This is a genomic window from Candidatus Dojkabacteria bacterium (genome assembly GCA_030583845.1).
In the GTDB taxonomy this organism is placed as follows: Bacteria; Patescibacteriota; Dojkabacteria; order SC72; family JAHDCA01.
Window position 1 is genome coordinate 778,162 of sequence record CP129478.1, and the last position, 18,253, is coordinate 796,414.

At 45.4% G+C, this 18,253-nt stretch carries 10 protein-coding genes; 4 read left to right on the forward strand and 6 right to left on the reverse strand.

Features of this window, described 5'->3' with window-relative positions:
* Nucleotides 1-68: 68 nt before the first annotated feature.
* The 3 genes from QY318_03575 to QY318_03585 are packed head-to-tail and all read left to right on the forward strand — an operon-like array spanning nt 69 to nt 7,646.
* On the forward strand, nt 69-4,802 hold the full coding sequence (locus tag QY318_03575; GenBank protein WKZ30903.1) for a DUF2341 domain-containing protein: 4,734 nt from the start codon (nt 69-71) through the stop codon (nt 4,800-4,802).
* A gap of 2 nt (nt 4,803-4,804) precedes the next feature.
* Entirely contained in the window at nt 4,805-5,644 is an 840-nt protein-coding gene (locus QY318_03580; protein ID WKZ30904.1) for an ABC transporter ATP-binding protein, read from the forward strand.
* Nucleotides 5,631-7,646 (forward strand): ABC transporter permease, encoded by a 2,016-nt coding sequence (locus QY318_03585; protein ID WKZ30905.1) that lies wholly within the window; start codon nt 5,631-5,633, stop codon nt 7,644-7,646. The genes QY318_03580 and QY318_03585 overlap by 14 nt, the downstream gene beginning before the upstream one ends.
* Nucleotides 7,647-7,672: 26 nt before the next feature.
* Here QY318_03585 and QY318_03590 read toward each other — a convergent pair whose 3' ends face one another.
* From QY318_03590 to QY318_03615, 6 genes are all read right to left on the reverse strand, one after another.
* On the reverse strand, nt 7,673-8,977 hold the full coding sequence (locus QY318_03590; GenBank protein ID WKZ30906.1) for an FtsX-like permease family protein: 1,305 nt from the start codon (nt 8,975-8,977) through the stop codon (nt 7,673-7,675).
* Complete coding sequence (locus tag QY318_03595; GenBank protein WKZ30907.1) at nt 8,967-9,638, reverse strand: ABC transporter ATP-binding protein; 672 nt, start codon at nt 9,636-9,638, stop codon at nt 8,967-8,969. Before QY318_03595 ends, QY318_03590 begins: the two co-directional genes overlap by 11 nt.
* A 61-nt stretch (nt 9,639-9,699) precedes the next feature.
* Nucleotides 9,700-10,311 (reverse strand): hypothetical protein, encoded by a 612-nt coding sequence (locus tag QY318_03600; protein ID WKZ30908.1) that lies wholly within the window; start codon nt 10,309-10,311, stop codon nt 9,700-9,702.
* 7 nt (nt 10,312-10,318) lie between these two features.
* Nucleotides 10,319-14,266 (reverse strand): hypothetical protein, encoded by a 3,948-nt coding sequence (locus QY318_03605; protein ID WKZ30909.1) that lies wholly within the window; start codon nt 14,264-14,266, stop codon nt 10,319-10,321.
* A 3-nt stretch (nt 14,267-14,269) separates the two neighbouring features.
* A complete protein-coding gene (locus QY318_03610) occupies nt 14,270-15,424 on the reverse strand; it encodes a LysM peptidoglycan-binding domain-containing protein (GenBank protein ID WKZ30910.1) in 1,155 nt (384 codons plus the stop codon).
* Between the two features lie 27 nt (nt 15,425-15,451).
* Nucleotides 15,452-16,129: a hypothetical protein gene (locus QY318_03615; GenBank protein WKZ30911.1), complete on the reverse strand. Its 678-nt coding sequence runs from the start codon at nt 16,127-16,129 to the stop codon at nt 15,452-15,454.
* Nucleotides 16,130-16,302: 173 nt separating this feature from the next.
* On the opposite strand from QY318_03615, the gene QY318_03620 reads away from it, so the two are divergent.
* Complete coding sequence (locus tag QY318_03620; protein ID WKZ30912.1) at nt 16,303-18,198, forward strand: GTP-binding protein; 1,896 nt, start codon at nt 16,303-16,305, stop codon at nt 18,196-18,198.
* Nucleotides 18,199-18,253: the final 55 nt, after the last annotated feature.

The window sequence follows — 18,253 nt, forward strand, 5'->3', positions numbered from 1 at the left end:
AGTTTGTAATTTCAAGCTGTACGGGTTACTATGGATGCAATTGAATCTTGATTTTTTGCGCCTAAATCATGCCCAGAAAGCTGTCTCGTACGAGCAGAAATAGGAAAAATATTAGAATTGCTGCTACATTTATCTTCACTGCAGCTTTTTTTGCACTTGCATTTTGGCTGTTTAATAAGCTCTCGACTCAGTCGGAAGCGGTTGTTCTTGATACAGTTGTATATGAGACTGACACAGATTTTTTGACCGGAACGACAAGCTCAACTGAAGTTATTGATACAGGTGCGAATTCTTATATTGAGCTTACGAATAGTGGCGGACCAGATGGTACAGGGTACCATCGTGAGATTACTGTTGATAACAGCGGTAATGCGACATCGCTAAGTGAGTACCAGGTTGTGATAGACGATCTTGATACTGCCTCGCTGATATCGACAGGGAAATTGCAGGATGATTGTGACGATTTGAGGTTTACTGACTCATCAGATGTAGAGGTGTCTTATTGGATAGGTCCAGGAACATGTAATACTGCTAATACGATCGTCTATGTTAAGACTCCGTCAATTCCTGGATCTGGGAGTACCACATTAAATATGTACTACGGAAATCCAGAAGCAGCAGAAGGAAAAGACGAGGCAGCGACCTTCACATATTCAACCGAGAAGACAGTAGGATATCTACTGGATACAACTCTGACAGGGCTTGCTAATACACAGCTTATGTCGCTTGTCGATGATAATAGCATTACACATAATGGTACTACCTATACTGATGTGGACAAAGGTGAAAGAGTCTTAAATATCCTAAATGTGAATGCTTTTCAGCCATTTACATCCAAGGGGTTGTTTCAGGTGACTCGTGGGGGCAGTTTTTCTGAGTCCGTTGTACCAATCTCGTGGGCGGGTACAGAATTCCATCTAGTCCAACCCGCTGGTGGGGCAGGATCCATAGGCATATTCGCGATAGCTCCTTGGGGTAACGCAACCGTTGATATATATTTCAATGGAGTGTTGACATGTTCAGGTATTTCTGTGACTTCATCAGGGACTTCATATGATTGCGTGACTAGTGGTCTTGGTAGATATCGAGTAGTGAGTAGTGCGCCAATATTACTATTGAGCAAGGTGTCTTATTCCGGTGGTTATAGAACAGCATTGGTTACTCCACCAATTCAGAGCGGCACTTATGTAGGTACTGGTGGTACATCGAACATAATTAATGCAGGCCTGTCAGGTGTTGACCATACGATATATTTCTCGAACTCAGCATCACCAACAATGCAAACTGTCGCAGCAAACTCTCAATATATACTTACTACTTCCGTAGCAAGCCCAATTGGGAATCCACCTGCCTACAAGGTGACTTCAAGCAATCCAACTACTGCAGCGATACCTTCCGGCGGTGGCGGCAGCTCTAACGACGGTGTCTATCTGGGTAAAATTGAAAATATGGGAACGACCTTTGGACATGCTGCAACGCAAACAATCGCTATAGCTATAGCCTCAATATATCCAGCCACATGTACAGTAAGGGACTCAGATACACATGCTGTAGTGTTTACTGGTACAGCGACCTCGGTCAATAATGAGGTATATCATTTAGGCTTTGGAACCGGTGATCAAAGTATCTATGTCGGTGCTGAGTGGTATATGGATTGTGATATGCCTGTGTACTCATATACACGCAAATTTGCTGTGTATGATTTCATGAACTGGACCTATGCTCATATGCGTCAGTACACCTATCCAGAGCCAGCGCCTACTGTCGGTGCTGAGCAGGTATTATATGCACCTTCTGGAAGCTGGGAGTCTTCGAGTGAAGCAGGCGATGTAATAGATATAGTGTGGAATGGAGGATGGGGGGATGGGACTCCGTCATCGACCGCATTTGAAGCAGATCTGACAGGCGCAACCGTAAGTGAGAATGTAACATTTCAGATCCGAACAGCAGAAGACCTAGAAGATCTTGAAGCTGCTTCATATACAACACTTGGTGTGGCAACATCCTCACCGTTTATACTTACAGCTGATGACCTCGGCAACCTTGGTGTGGCTGTAGGATTCCATCGGTACATCCAGATCCGTGCGACATTAACTACTGGTGATGAGGCCGTTAGTCCGGCCTTAGAGACATTCACGCTTAGCTATCTTCGAGATGACCTTGCTCCTACTACAAATGCGACAAATGTAGAATTATCTGTCGGTGATCCGGATTCATGGGTGAGGGTTGATCCGACAATCGTATGGGATGCTGCTGACGACGATGCGCTTGGAAGTGGTGTAATGGGTTACTGTGCAGCTTTGGACGAGGTTGGGCTGTCTGACCCTCCCCCAAACAATGATCCTGAGACATCTTCGGGTATTTTAAACCCTGCTGACAGCGAGATCACACACCCATCGTGCCCATTTATTGTCTCAGGTGAGGCATTTGATCTGTCGACACTTGGGAGCTTAGATCTTGAGTCTGGGCAACGATACTATCTATCTCTAAAGGCTATAGACTTTGCTGGCAATGTCTACAGTGGCATTGGATTCCAAAATCTATTGAGCTTCAGATTTGATAGCGCTGTGCCGAAGAATGTTGACTATATTAGCGTGCCTAATACGGTGTTTGGCTCGGTAGATGACATGTTCTTTAGCTGGCCATCGGCTGGTGCTGCTGCCTCAGACGATCTCTATAACGGTGAAGAGCTCTCCGGTGTACATGGGTGGCAATACTCAATAAACTCGACCACGGATTGGGGAGGGACAGATTATGACGCAGCTCTTGGGATATATTACATCCCTGATGACGGCCTGACCTACGAGCACACGCTCTCGGACGCGATAGATGGCGAAGATATCGCAATAGGGAATAATATAATATATGTAAGGACAGTCGATAGCGCCGGGAATCTTTCTTCGCACGTAACGGGTGTGCTGCAATTTGGTGGAGAAGCACCGCAATTTGCGCCTGACGCTGAGATCACCATTACACCATCAACGAACACTGTAAACTCGTACTCGCTATCATGGCCAGAGGCAAATCCTACAGATGGCAATACAATTGAATCGTACTACTACATGATAAACAGGACTCCCCCGAGCAATTTTGCGACACTAAGCACCAACAGCTCTATCTATATACCAACGGAGTCGACCACAGTGCCTACAGGACAACTGACCGGATCGGTTCGTGGCAGCAATAGTGTATGTGTCGTAGCAGTCGATAATGAGAATAACTATTCAGCATCAAATAGCCTATGTGGCGAGTATACCTTAGATTCAACGGTGCCTGATCCTGTTCAGAATCTCTTCGTGACAGATAGCTCTGTCAGGACAAACGAGCTTTGGAGGTCAACGATAGTGTGGGAAGCTCCAGGATATCAAGGGACAGGTCAGCTTACTTACATCGTACAAAGAAGTCCTGATGATAGCTCTTGGACCACCGTCGCAACCACCCCAGGTTTGGCTCATACGGATATAGTCCCTGAGTCTCAGCTATACTATTATCGTGTTGGGGTCTACGACACAAGTGATGAGTCAATAGCGTCGCCGACATTCTCGACTTCCGTATCAATAATTCCAAGAGGGAGCTATACAGAGCCCGCCGACCTAGTGAGTGGCCCGAAAGTTGTTGAACTAAGCACCACTAACGCGCTCATTACATGGACAACCGGGCGTGGATCTGACAGCAAGGTGCAGTACGGGCTTGCTTCAGGTGAGTACTTTGATGAGGAGCCTTCAAAAGGTGAGCAGGTTAATGATCATGAAATAAGATTAATCAATCTTCGCCCAGGCACACAATACTTCTATAGAGCTAAATGGTCAGACGAGGACGGAAACCTTGGAATATCAGATGAACAATCATTCGTGACCCAGCCAGCACCTGTTGTGACAGATCCTGCGATTACAAGAGTTAGCCTTAATTTCGCTACACTAAGATTTACAGTACAGAATGCTTCCGCAGTGAAGATATATTATGGCAAATCGGCTTCGTTTGGAGGGGCTGAGGAGATCTCGACAGCCACTAGTAGGTCTACTTATTCCGTAAACATTGAGGGTCTGGATGATGGATCTAAATACTTTTATAAAATAAATACATTTGATCCTGAAGGGAATGAGTATGAAGGTGTAGTTCTCAGCTTTGAGACGCTTCCGCGGCCGCAAGTATCAAATATCCGCATACAGCAGGTTAAAAATAGTGCCCAACCATCGATTGTTGTCACCTGGGACAGCAACACCGAGATTACCAGTGTAGTTTCTTACTATCCGACCAGTGATCCAGTGAATAGGCTTGAGGAAGTTGATATAGAGTTAATTAAAGGTGAGCATCAGCTTTTGATATCTAACCTTCAAGCTGAGACACAGTACGGACTTATCGTCTCAGGTGTCGACAGATTGGGAAATGAGGCACTCTCTTCTGAGCAGGTATTTACAACAGCAACAGATACTCGACCTCCATTGATCAGTGATGTGAGTGTAGAGAGTTCTATAGTGGTAACAGAGGATGGGACAAGCACAGCCCAGCTTGTTGTATCGTGGAATACAGATGAAGACGCAACCTCGCAGGTAGAGTACGGTATCGGAAATAGTACGGAGTATACCCAGAGAACCAGAGTTAATACTGATTTGAGTCTAAATCACCTCGTAGTTATTTCTGAGCTTGATCCTTCAGCCGTTTATCATCTCAGAGTGCTTTCACAAGACTCGCAGGGTAACCAAGCGCAGTCAGGTGATATTATTACGATAACACCGAAGCGTACTGATTCAGCGTTCGAACTAGTAGTAAACGGATTAAGAGATATATTTGGTTTCCTATAATTATGAACCAGGATATGGTTACAGACATACAGATAGCTTCAGCTAAGTCATCGAAAGGTGACAGGAGTGAACAGTTCGCGTTGCAGAAGGATGCGATAACTGTATCAGATGTCAGGAAGGTCTTTAAAGTTGGCGAGCAAGATGTAGAAGTACTAAAAGGTGTGAGTTTGGCGATAAACCGTGGAGAGTTCACTATACTATTTGGACCCTCGGGGTGTGGAAAATCTACACTGCTTCATTTAATTCTTGGTTTGGAGGATCCAACAGCGGGAGAAGTAGACTTCATGGGGGTAAAGTTGAGCGGTAGCAATGATCCTAATTTTACTTCGACTTTTCGTAAGCTCAATATCGGCATGGTGTATCAGCAATCGCTCTGGGTAAAATCTTTATCTGTTCGAGAAAATGTCGCTCTTCCTCTAATGCTTGCCGGCACAAATAAAAATCAGGCTTTGAATCGATCTATCGAGATGCTTAGAATGGTTGGTATGCTCGATTGGGCGGACTATTTCCCTACAGAGCTGTCTGCTGGACAGCAGCAACGCACAGCAATGGCTAGGGCATTGGTTAATGACCCGGAAGTAATAGTGGCAGACGAGCCCACAGGTAATCTTGATTTTGAAAGCGGTAAAGATATGATGAGTCTATTCTATAAATTGAACCATGAATTAGGTAAGACAGTGATCTTAGTAACGCATGACTTGGAGTATCTGATTTATGCTGATAAAGCATTCCAGATGTTAGATGGCCAAGTAATCGCAACACATGATAAGGGTGCTATTGAAGAGCTGCTGCACCATAATATTGGTCTAAAAAAGAACGGTAATAATCATGAAGAAGCTTAAGATTGGCGCAAGCACCAAGAGATGGTTCAATCCGCATAATATTGCGGGCAAATTAAGAGCCGCTACCTTTGAGTTGAACTATATTGTCCGATTCCTGTTTATTGTAAATGTATATGTTGTCACACGTACGATTCAGAAGATTCTGGCAATCAGGATTTTTCCATCTCTAGTTGCGTCGCATTACAATATTTTCGCACTTAAAACATTTGCCTTCCTCAATCGTGTTGGTGATATGAAGCGGTATCCTAACAATATGACAATACTTACGATACTTGATCTCGCATTGAAAAACTTGAAATTCAAAAGGAGCAGAGCTTTTATTACAGTTAGTGGAGTATCATTAGGTATTGCGACTATCGTGTTTTTGGTGTCCCTCGGCTTTGGTCTCCAGGAGCTAGTAATTAGCAGAGCGATTTCACTCAAAGAGATGAGGCAAGCAGAGGTCGATACACAGCCCGGGAGCAAATTGAAGTTAAACGATTCAGCTGTTACAGATATTAAAAAAATCTCGGAAGTGGATGAGGTTTTCCCAGTCATCGCAGTGGTGGGTAAGGTTGAGTACTCCGAATCTACATCGGATATTGCTATCTATGCTGTGCCAGGTGGTTACCTCGAGGAGTCGGCAATAAATATTGTCGAGGGTACACTGTTTGACGGCAAGATGGCTGTGGCAGGAGAAGGCGAGCAGGATGTTCTTGGTATCGGTACATACTCCGGGCACCCAGGTTTAGATAACTATCTTGGGAATGTGATAATGGGTGAGAGTGAGCCCGTATGGCTAGCTGTCAGGGTAACGCCGGATAAAGATTCTAGACTACTTGGATGGACTAATGCCAGGCTTTTAAAGGATAAAGCAGCCTCACATGTAAGCGGAGGTAAGTATCTGTACGCAGACGAGGAGAAGAATGACTGGTTCTATGGCCATATGCCTCTATGGGCCAAAGGAAGATGCTCGGAGGAGTGTGCAGATACTATTTATGAGCCGGTAAGAGATGACCGTGGTTATCAAACGAACGAGTGGGGTTACATCGAGAATCAGTATCTGGAGTACCAAAGTACTATTGTACCTAAGCCATCTGAAGAAGGGCTGAGTAGTGCTGTTCTTGGAGCTTCACTCGAGCTTTCTGACACCGTGGATCTGGAGTTTATTGAGATAGATGATGAGGAAGAGACCACAGAAAACGTCGTCGAAAAGGTTAATCTGGCAGCAAATGCTGAGAGAGTCGTCATCGTGAATCGTTCTGTGCTAAACCTATTGGGTGTTTCGGAACAGGAGGCGGTAGGTAGGAAACTTAAACTTGGCTATTCTGTCACCAATGAGTTGATATCAGAAGCAGGTTCACGAATCGAGTCGGTGCCAGAAGAGTATACAATTGTTGGAGTCACCTCTGATGAAAGCAGCCCATTTGCTTTCGTACCAATAACCGATCTTAAAGGTATCGGTGTTGCCAACTACTCACAGCTCAGAGTTGTGGCTGAAAGCAATGAGGCTCTAAGTGATATACGAAAGAAGATCGAGTCATTAGGGTTTGCGACTTCTTCTGTCGCAGATACCAAGGAACAGATAGATCAATTCTTTGCCACAGCTAGGATCATTCTCGCACTTGTGGGTAGCTTTGCCCTTGCTGTTGCATGCCTAGGAATGTTTAACACATTGACGGTATCACTCTTGGAAAGAACCAGAGAGGTTGGGTTGCTTAGAGCCATGGGTATGCGTCCCGAGGAGGTAAGGATGCTTTTCCTCTCCGAGTCGATGATCATGGGCTTTTATGGTGGTGTTGGTGGACTGCTTTTAGGCTTCTTCATCGGTAAGCTATTAAGCATCGCTCTCTCTTTCCTATCTATAAGTAAAGGGTATGGGTTTATCGATGTGACGAATATACCGATCTTGCTAGCTCTTGGTGTGGTAATGATCTCGTTCTTTGTTGGATTTGCAACTGGATTATATCCTGCTAACCGCGCCACCAAGATCTCGGCGTTGAACGCCTTGAGATACGAGTAGGGGATTGCCTCTTAGTTTTATCAAGCTTATTCGTAGCGAAGTGCCTCGATCGGGTCGAGTCTTGAAGCCTTCCTCGCCGGAATTAATGCCGCAATTAGGCTTATGCTTGTAAGGAAAAGGACGATAGGTATGAGCATCAATGGAGGGAAGAGGAACTGAATCGGCTCATCTACGCCTTGGCTCTCAAAATAGTTGAACAACAACGGGTTGAAAATAAGCCCACCAACAATCAACGCAGAAACAATGCCCACAACACCTCCCCAGAAGCCGATAAATGCTCCCTCGATTGAGAATAAAGCAAACACTGTGCGATTCGACATCCCGATGGCCTTCATTAAGCCTATCTCTTTAGTTCTTTCGTATACGCTCATTAGCATCGTATTTAAGATTCCAAAAAGCGATGCAAAGATTACGATACTTGAAAATCCAACAAGCCCTGAAGTAATGTAGACCCCTGCACTTTGCGCCAGCTGATTTAATTGGGCAAAATTGAAGTATTGATAACCTTCCTTGTTTAGCTCGTCGGTGACCTTCTTCTCGGTCTCAGCTGTTGTGTCTTCAAGTACTAATACAGCTGTTTGAGCAGATGCCAATAGCGGATTCTCAGCACCTAGCTGCTCAGTCTGGATCTCTAGAGCCTTCACCTCTGTAATATAGAATGCTTCTGTATCAGTAATGCCTGTCGATTTGACTCCAACAATTTCCAATTCGTCAGAAACGATCACGCCACTGCTATCAAGATAGCTGATTGTAATGCTCTTCCCAACCAGCCTCTCTACTTCTTCGGGATCGTGCTTGTCCAACTCCGCTGTCTCAAGATACTCCTCGGTGACAACAGTTTCGTCATCATCTTCTGGCAAGCGCCCTGCAAGCAGTTGCAGCTTCAGATCTGGATAGAAAAGTGTAGTGTTTGTTTGATATTTCCCCTCGACATCTTCGATCTCGACATATTGAACTTCGGTCGAGTAGTTGTAATAGACCGAATCGACACCGTCGAGCGATTCAAAGTAGCTTCTATCATCCTGATTTAAGATAGGTATCCCACCAGCACTAACATTCGCCTGCTCTTCTGGCTCCTCATACTCTTCTAATCCAGTAGCTCCAGGCTCTCTTTCATTGGCGAAGTCACCGCCTGGGAAGACAGAGAGACTCCCTTCAGCTTCGACATTATTTAGCTCGCGGTTAAAAAGTGTGATTACACCGATTCCTGCGCCAAGCGCTAGTGTAAGCGTAGTACCTCCAACTGCCACTGCTAATATGGTCAGTAAGCTTCTGGTCTTTGACTGGACGATATGTCTATTACTTTTGATAAATATATCTTTAATCTTCATCTACGATTTTGCCGTCAACTAATTCTATCTGTCTTCCACACTTCTCTGCCAAATCTTCATCGTGCGTGACAATAACCAATGTTGTATTAAGCTCCGCATTCAACCCAAAAAGAATCTCTTCAATCTTGCGACCAGTTGCACTGTCGAGGTTGCCAGTCGGCTCATCAGCGAAAACTACCTGTGGCTGATTTATCAATGCCCTTGCGATGCATACTCGCTGCTTTTGGCCACCTGAAAGCTCATTCCCTTTATTTTTTGCCTTATCTTCCATCTCTACCAGTTTTAGCATCTCCATAACCTTTTCGTTGACCTCGCTCTTTGGCCTGTTCAATAGTAGTAGTGGAAATGCAACATTGTCGTACACGCTTTCGCTATTAAACATGAAGAACGATTGGAATATGAAGCCGATATTTTCATTGCGGAATCTATTGAGCTGGCGTGACTTGAAATCGCGGAGATCTTTGCCGTTAAAGTTGATATTTCCTTCAGTTGGGGTATCAAGCGCGGCCAGTAAATGCATAAGCGTGGACTTGCCAGACCCTGACTTGCCAAGTATCGCCAAGCTCTCTCCTTGATCAATCTGTAGTGATACACCATCAAGCGCAGTAAAGCTGGTTTTACCCATCTTGTAAATTTTGGTGATGTTGTCTGCGCGAATCATTCAACAGATATATTAGCACGAAAGCATATCTGAGGTACAGCTGACGTCAAGGCGAGGGGATCTATAACTCCTCCGATTTCTTGTCTCTTCTTCGCCTCATAAAGATAAAAATCGCTGGTAGAAGGAGCAGAAGTAAACCACAAGAACTGACACTTCCTGCTACGAAGGTCGCTGTATCTATACCGAATATAAGGCCATCGTCATTTTCCTCTCCACCGCCACCTCTGTTGTCACCGTCATCACTACCGCCATCGTCGTCATCGTCACTGTCAGGGTCATTCGGGTCATTGTCCCTGCCGTCTGTGTCTTCCCCGCCATCACTGTCTCCATCGCCATCATCTGGATTGCTGCTTGAACCGCCGTTACCAGAGCCATTGCTGCTACCACCCGACCCGCCATTCTCCTCTTCTTCTTCCTCACCACCGCTATCGCCTGGATCATCAGGTGGGTCATCGGGTGGCTCAGGATCTGGGAATTCTGAATTATCGCCCCACGACTCACATCCTGGATCTGTGCCGAAGTCTATTGCACCATCGCCATCGTTGTCCATTCCGTCATTGCACTCCTCGAACCCGTAGATATATTGATAAAATGTGGAAGCATAAGAGTGCTGAGCAGACAGAGCTAGGAGGAGCAAACAAAGGTAAATTGTGATCTTTCTTGCGAGATTCATCTTTCAATTAGTTTGAAACAACCGATAGGCTCATATTAATTGAATAATTGCCACTTGCTTGTTCAGCAGGGATTTTCTGAGATACTTCAATCCCTGTAATATCCCAGTAACAGCCTGTGTCAGCAGTTCCATCTGCCTGAACAAGTAAAATGCTGTCGGTCGTTCCTTGAACATAGCCTGCGTCTGAGCCAACAGTAATCCCCGTCGCACTACAGCCGCCCTCTGGAGTTATAGTTACATTGGAAAGATCGATGCTTAGCTGACCCTTATATGAGTCGGCATCACCGCCGTCGCCACATCCAGCAGGTGATCCAGCACTGTCATTGAAGTCGTAGCTTGATGACCAGCTGGAGGTAATCCCGTCGGCAGCTGCTAATGATAAAGTCCAGGAGGGGTTCGATCCACTATTGTAGACACGAATCTTTTCGTTCGCGACTCCGAATGTGCCCGTGGTTGTTTGGCATGCAAAGCTTGCAGTTGCAATAGAGAAGGCAATAGAAGGGTTCGAGACAGTAGTGCCACCGCTATCGACGATGTCGACCGATATTATATCCTGTTCGACTTCTGCCCAGCGATAACTTGCCATTGCGAAATCGATATCATCGGTAACAGATGTCGAAATTGAGGAGTTTAGTGTCCTGAGCCTAAAGTTTATTAGCTCTGCACCTGAATCAATATAGTAGTAAGGGCTAGTGATGAATGCCTTGATACCCGCTGTTTGAGTAAATTTGCTATCTCCATATCCAAATGAAGTACCAGAGTTACTAAGCTGTGAGGCGCTCCACCCTGAGACTCCAAGCCTGGCTGAATAGTCTTTTATACCGAGTTGTCGAGTAATCGATACACTGTTTGAGCGTATCCGAGCAGCCCAATGAATTGCAGTGATTGAGCTGCCCGAACCTATCTCAGTAGGAAAAGATAGATTAGTAGATATTGCAGATTCACCGTTGTTACCATCATCATCATTATCAAGAGAGTAAAATGATGAGATATACTCTGTGGTTGAGCTAACCTGCCATGTGCTACCAGCAGAACTACCTCCGTCAGCGGAGCCTGCATCCCTTGTATTTGTACAGTCGGTTGCAGTACCGCTTCCCCAAGCGATCTCGCAGAGGCTACTATCTGTATTGGTTGAGCCTAGCATTACATATAGAGCATCAAGGCTCATCGTGTGCGTATTGCTACTGGCTGTGGCTATCCTTACTCTAATTTCACCACTGCTAATATAGTTAGAAAGAGTTACATTATTCTTTGCATACGAATACACAGTGTCTGTTGCACATGCTGTGCCTGTAACTGCCCCGCTAGTTAATGCTTCCCAGCTGGTGCTATTAAAATTATAGATATAGATATCAAATGTGAGAGCTGAATTCGAGAGACACACTTCAGGTTTTACAAGGATGGTATTTGCTGATGTGTAGGCCTCTACGTTTTTAAACGAGAAATATACATCTAGCGGGTTGGTAGCATCATTGGTCATTGTGAACTTGTTACCATCGCTTGCAGCAGCTCCAATCATGTCAGAGATATAGTTTGATGTAGATCCTGTGTATGGTGATATCTTTGTAAATGCTGCCGGTTCGTAGATTGGGTCGATACCGACCTCAACGGCTGCGTAGTCAAGCCTATGTTGCACTGTTGAGGCTACAGTAGAGTAGACCCTAACCAGTACTGTATCGCTTGATCCACCAATAAAATTTGTAAGTGGGGTGGAGTATGCTGTTCCAGGTGATGAGCTTCTGTCTGAGAAGAAACCGTCATAAACAGCATACTCCCTGAGAGTATCAGTAGTGTTTGTATGATCTGCTTTCCGATCGTTTAAGGTCCTCCAACCTCCACCTGTGCACTGGGCATCCGCAGCGTTGTCCACGCCAGTCGATGAGACCCAGTCACAGATCTGATGAGAATAGGCATTACCTGTTGTTATATTGGTATCCTCTATGGTAATGAACAGTTTATTTGCGCCATACAGGTTTATGTTATCAAATGTAAGTTGCTTATCCAGACCTGAAGCATTGTCTCTTGCAGTCGTCCAGTAGTTTGACGTCCCATCAGACTGAACATCAGAGCCAAGTGTGCCTTTCCACGATCCGGTATTAGTTTGTGAGGTGGAGACCTCAGCCCCAGTAATTAACGCGCCACCAGTCGCGGTTCGCTTTGTTAGCAAGGTTATTCTGTCGGTTTCCTCAACCCATCTGATACTCATCATTGCAAAAGCCCAGTCTCTGCTACCTGGGTCCGATGTATTGCCTGCACTTGTCCTAAGTCGAAGATTCATAATATTGCTTGAGGTGTCTACATACATTGGTGCGTCGGTCTGGATCTCTGTAGTTACCCAGCTGTCCGACCATGTATAAGTGGAGCTGTTGCTGTTATCTGATCCTGGAGTATCCGTCCATCCGGTGGTCACATTTTGTCCAGCATACGTTCTTAATTGAGGCGATGCGGTTTGGTTAGAATTATTTGAACGATGCTTTGTCGCAAAATGCATAGCGGTTATAGACATGTTCGAGCTAGTAGTTACTGGAAACGAAAGATTCTGTGAGGCAGCGTACTCGTTGTCGTTTGCATCATCATCGTTATCCTGGGCATAAAAGGATGAAGGATACTCCAGCGTTGCAGCCGCCTGCCAAGTCGAGCCTGATGGTGCCCCTGTCTTACCAACATCTACATACCTTGTGTTTACGCAGTTTGTCGCAGTTCCGGTCCCCCATGATATCTCGCACTTAGAGCTGTCACTATTGATAGCTCCTACCATCATGTAAGACCTATCAATCTGTATATTGTAAACCGATGCAGGAGCGTTAGTGACAACTCTAAATCGTACCTCTCCAGACGAAATATGCTCATTCAGATCAAAACCGCCAATGAGCGAATCGTTGAAGGAGAATGCGTAATCTGTATCACTGGGGCAGGCTGTTGATGCTGGTGGGGATGGGATTGAGGTCCAGTTTGTGTCAGCAAAATTGTATAAGCTTATCGATGATAATGTTAGGCTGGCATTTGACATACACAGCTCTGTGGCCACCAATAGCGTGTTTGCGCCATTGAATGTCTCTACATTTTTAAATGTTAAATAGTACTCGATTGCAGTCGACGTCGCTGACATTGGAATAGTCAATTTAGTGCCGTCCGAAGCATCTGCTGCTGCCGGGCTACCGACGATGTCTGATATATAGTTCGTAGCAGACCCTGCCGCGGTAAGTGTGATGTCTGACGGTTCATATATCGGATCAACGGCAACCTCTATGCGAACCATGTCTGTACGGAATGAGGTTGTATCGTTTGTTGTAGAGTATGATCGCAATAATACTTTGTTATTGCTTGATGCATTAATAAAATTGCTCATCGGGGTAGAAGCGACTGTTCCTGGTGATGAGCTTCTTGATGAGAAGTAGCCATCGTAGATCTCATACGTTCTTGCGGTGTCGGTGTTGTTTGTCCAAGTAGTCCTCCGGGGGTGCAGTGTCCTCCATCCACCAGTTGTACAGTTTGCATCTGCAGCATTGTCAACAGCAGTCGAAGAAGTCCAATCACAGATCTGATGAACGTAATCGATCGAATTAGTAATATTTGAGTCCTCAAAGTAGATGATGATTTTGTTGCCACCAAGCATTGAGACATTGTTGAAAGCAAATTGCACGTCAAGACTTGGGCTCGCAGCGGCTCTTGCGACAGTCCAGTAGTTGTCATCTGACCCGAATGTGCCTTTCCACGAGCCGGTGTTGCTGTTGTCTGTTGATGCCTCGGAGCCGACAACCAAAGTTCCACCACTTACCATGTAGTTTGAATCGGCTCTTACACTATCAACTGATCCTGCATTTTCAGAGTTCTGTGTAGCATCTCTATTAGTGATATAGTAAAGATTGGCAAGCAGCACCACTACTAACAGCAGCGCCATCAGGGCTCCTCTTAATCCTATGCTCAGGTTTTTCCTTCTAATTTCTCCTGTCATAACCTACTCCCTTGGAGGGATTTTAATTTTCCTTCCAGCTTCGATATTATACGGAGGCTTAATCTTGTTTGCATTCGCCAGCTTTTTCCAGCCGATGTTGTTTCTTTTCGCTATTTCTTCTAGATTTTCGCCGCTCTTTATTGTGTAGGTATCCCATCTCATCTTAATCTCGTTTCGGTGGGCAATCCGAAGCCAGATAGCAGCCCCAACTGCGATGACCAAGGCCAATACACCCAGCTCTATCAAGGCATTCCTTGGTTGGGGTAGGAATAGGAGATACTTCGGCTCAGAGGATATAGATGTATTTGGCGCCTCTGAGTCCACTCCAACACTTGCTTCGCTGCTGTTGTCGTACTCAACTATTGCGCTTGTTTTGATCAGGCCTCCCCACTCCGGTGGCTGTAGGTCAATATTAAATACACCGGTGTCACCACGAAGTATCGGATATTGACTGATTTCTTCATGGCTTCCAATACCCCAGAAATAGGCGGTTACAAGATGAAGCTTGGCGTCGATCGATACATTCCCATCGTTTCTGATCTCGGTTCGTGTGGTTATCAGCGACCTGCTGGCCTGATTGGCTCGAAAAGAGGTTAGGCTTAATTTCCTGACCTGCTCACCCGGCACAGTTACTACCACTCTCAAGCCGGTTCTAAATGATAAGCTCACCCCGGATCCACTTCCAGTGGGGTCTTTTTTCTCTTGTAACATTATGCACCCATTTTGTTCACCTACATCCGCTACCTCTGGCACCTCAACGTTGAACCTTACACTTGTACTTGTGTGAGCAGCCAAGTCTAGCTCTTCGGCCTCAAGATTAATCCACCCTCCCACTTTATCTTTGCTGTCGAGATACTGCTCGCAAGCGAAAGAGCCGTCGGTGGATTTCTGAGAGTCAGTGGCATATAGAAGCACCGTCTTGTCTTGATCTGTGTTATTGATGACTAGGATCTCATCCTCTTCGCTTACACCAGGTGCGAGATTGTAAATAAAAATCGATTTGGTTCTCTCGTTATCTGGGTCTGGGTGAGCAGGCTTCAGTCCGATACCTTCATATTCAATGGCAGCGGCTGAAGAAGTGCTATATAAAGTGAAAAGAATCACACAAATTGACAGTTTTGCTAGCCTTGCTGGCGTAGCGAGTTTCTGTTTGAGCATAGGTTTATATCCCGCAGAATCTAAGTTTTAGTTGCTAACTACAGACAGAACCATGTTGATATCGTAGTCTGAAGCGGCTGCTTGCTGTGCAGGAATATCTTGGTCTACATCGACACCTATTAATGCCCAATCACCGATATCGTCGGAGCCTGCAGCTGCAGTTAGGAGTGTGATACTGTCGGTAGTACCCTGAACAAACGAAGCGGCTGAGCCTTTAGTGATGTTGGTGGTAGTACAGCCTGAGCATGCACCTGCTGTTAATGTGCCAACCGACGCATCAACTGTCATCTGTCCACCAACCGAGTCTGCATCACCACCATCTGTACAGCCACCACCCGATGAGTCGTTAAAATCGTAGTCAGAAGCTGCTCCATCCCATACTGCTGTTGCAGCTGATCCGGCGAGACTTGCTGACCATCCGTTATCCGCAGCGTCTGGGTTTGAGACATAGATTCTCTGAGATGCCGTACCGAAAGTTCCTGAGCTTGTCTGACAAGCAAATGAGAATGTTGCAGTAGGAAATGCAACGCTTGGGGAACCAACTGTAACATATGATCCGTCAACAATATCAATCGCAAGCGTTCCTGCGTTAATTGTTTGGGTGAAGTTTGAGGTGTCTAGTGCGTATACTGATGCACCGAAGAAAGAAAGTGTAGATATAATAGTAGCTAATAGTAAAATTCCCTTGGCAGCTCGAGCTTTCATCTGATTACCCCTAATTAAATGATTTACTTATTATATTAAAGTAGCATATGCACAGAGTGCAATCAATACTTTAATTTTCTCAACTCTGGATAACTGCGTGGTTCATATTTTGTGAGTGACTTTGGTCTACAGGAGTGATATAATCACCGCGCATTTCAATATTTCCCGTAAATATGGCAGAAATCACACCTAACGACAAAATTCGTAATATCGCTATTATCGCCCACGTAGACCATGGGAAGACCACACTTATCGATGCATTTCTGAAGCAGAGCAATACTTTCCGTGAGAATCAAGAAGAGATGCAGCAGGAGCAAATCTTAGACTTCAATGAGCTCGAACGAGAGCGTGGTATCACTATTCAGGCTAAAAATATCGCCCTGCCTTACAAAGGCCATCTTATCAATATTATCGATACTCCAGGTCACGCTGACTTTGGTGGTGAAGTTGAGAGAACATTGAGCATGGCAGACGGTGCTGTGCTTCTAGTTGATGCACAGGAAGGTGTAATGCCACAGACTAGATTCGTATTGAAGCGAGCTTTGGAGCTTGGATTGAAGATAATCGTACTGGTTAACAAGATTGATAAGAAGCTGGCGGATCCTGCATCTACAGTCAAGAAAGTACAGGATCTGTTCTTGAGCCTTGTTACTGACATGAACCAGCTAGAATTCCCGGTGTATTATGCAATCGGCCGTGACGGCAAGGTTTTCAAAGAGCTTCCAGTAGAGAGAGGTGATGACCTAGCCAATGTTCCTGGTGACACGACTCCTCTCTTGGATGAAGTACTCGCATATATTCCGGCACCGTCTGGAGATATTAATGAGCCGTTCCAGATGCAGGTTTCATCCCTAGATTACGACCCACACAACGGTCGCTACCTTATTGGTCGCATATCGCATGGAAAAGTAAGCCTTGGCGATAGTATAAAAGCAGCACATCCCGAGCTTCCTGGCAAAGTTATCTCAAGCAAAGTAAAAATGCTCTCAGTCCGTAAAGGACTTGAGTATGCACAGGTAGATAAGGCTGGGGTAGGGGATATTGTCGCCATAGCTGGTCTAGATGATGTGCGCATCGGCAGCACACTATATGTACAGGAGGGCACAGAGATCATGCCGGACATCAAGATATCACCTCCGTCACTCAAGATGAAATTCGAGGCAAACACCTCACCATTCCTCGGTAAAGAGGGTAAATTCCCTAACCTGAAGCAGCTTCAAGCACGACTCGAGCACGAGAAGATGATCAATATCAGCCTTAAGATCGATAAGAACGACGACGGATCGTACTATGTATCCGGTCGTGGAGAGCTTCACCTCGGAATCCTCGTAGAAACACTACGAAGAGAGGGCTATGAATTCCAGCTACGCAAGCCAGAGGTAATCATCACAGTTGTTGACGGCAAAAAGATGGAGCCAGAAGAGGAGCTATATGTTGAGGTACCCGAGGAGTACTTTAGCGTTGTCTCACAGATCGTAAATACTCGCAAAGGCAATTTAATAAATGTAGAAAACGCCAACGGTCAGTCGAAGATGACATTCCATATCTTAGCCCGCAACTTGATCGGCCTAAGAAGGCAGCTCGCAACAGCAACAAAAGGCAACCTGGTAATCAGCAATACTTTCCACCAGCTAGTAGCTCTTGGTGGTGGCACAATCGAAGAGAGAAATGGTCGCCTCATCTCGAATGCCACAGGTACGTCATTGGCCTATGCTTTGAACTCTATCCAGGAGCGAGGTGAGCTATTAATCACACCAGCAACCGAAGTATATGAGGGAATGGTAATCGGAATCAGCAAGTATGAGAACGATATAAGCGTAAATCCAATGAAAGCTCGTGAGAAGAGCAATGTACGTCAGTCAACCGCAACTGTGACAGACGTCGCATTGAAGACTCCAATTCAGGTGACCTTGGAGTATGCGATCGGTATCTTGGCAGACGATGAGATACTTGAGGTTACACCTTTGAATTTGCGCATCCGCAAGAAATTCCTCAATAAGACGGAGGAATATATGGCCACTAAGAAGAAGGGTAAGGGTGGAGTTGCTGCTTCTGAGGTTGAGGAGTAGTAGCTTCTTCCTGCACAGTTTCGCATTTAATGAAAATTTCATGAATTTATATCTA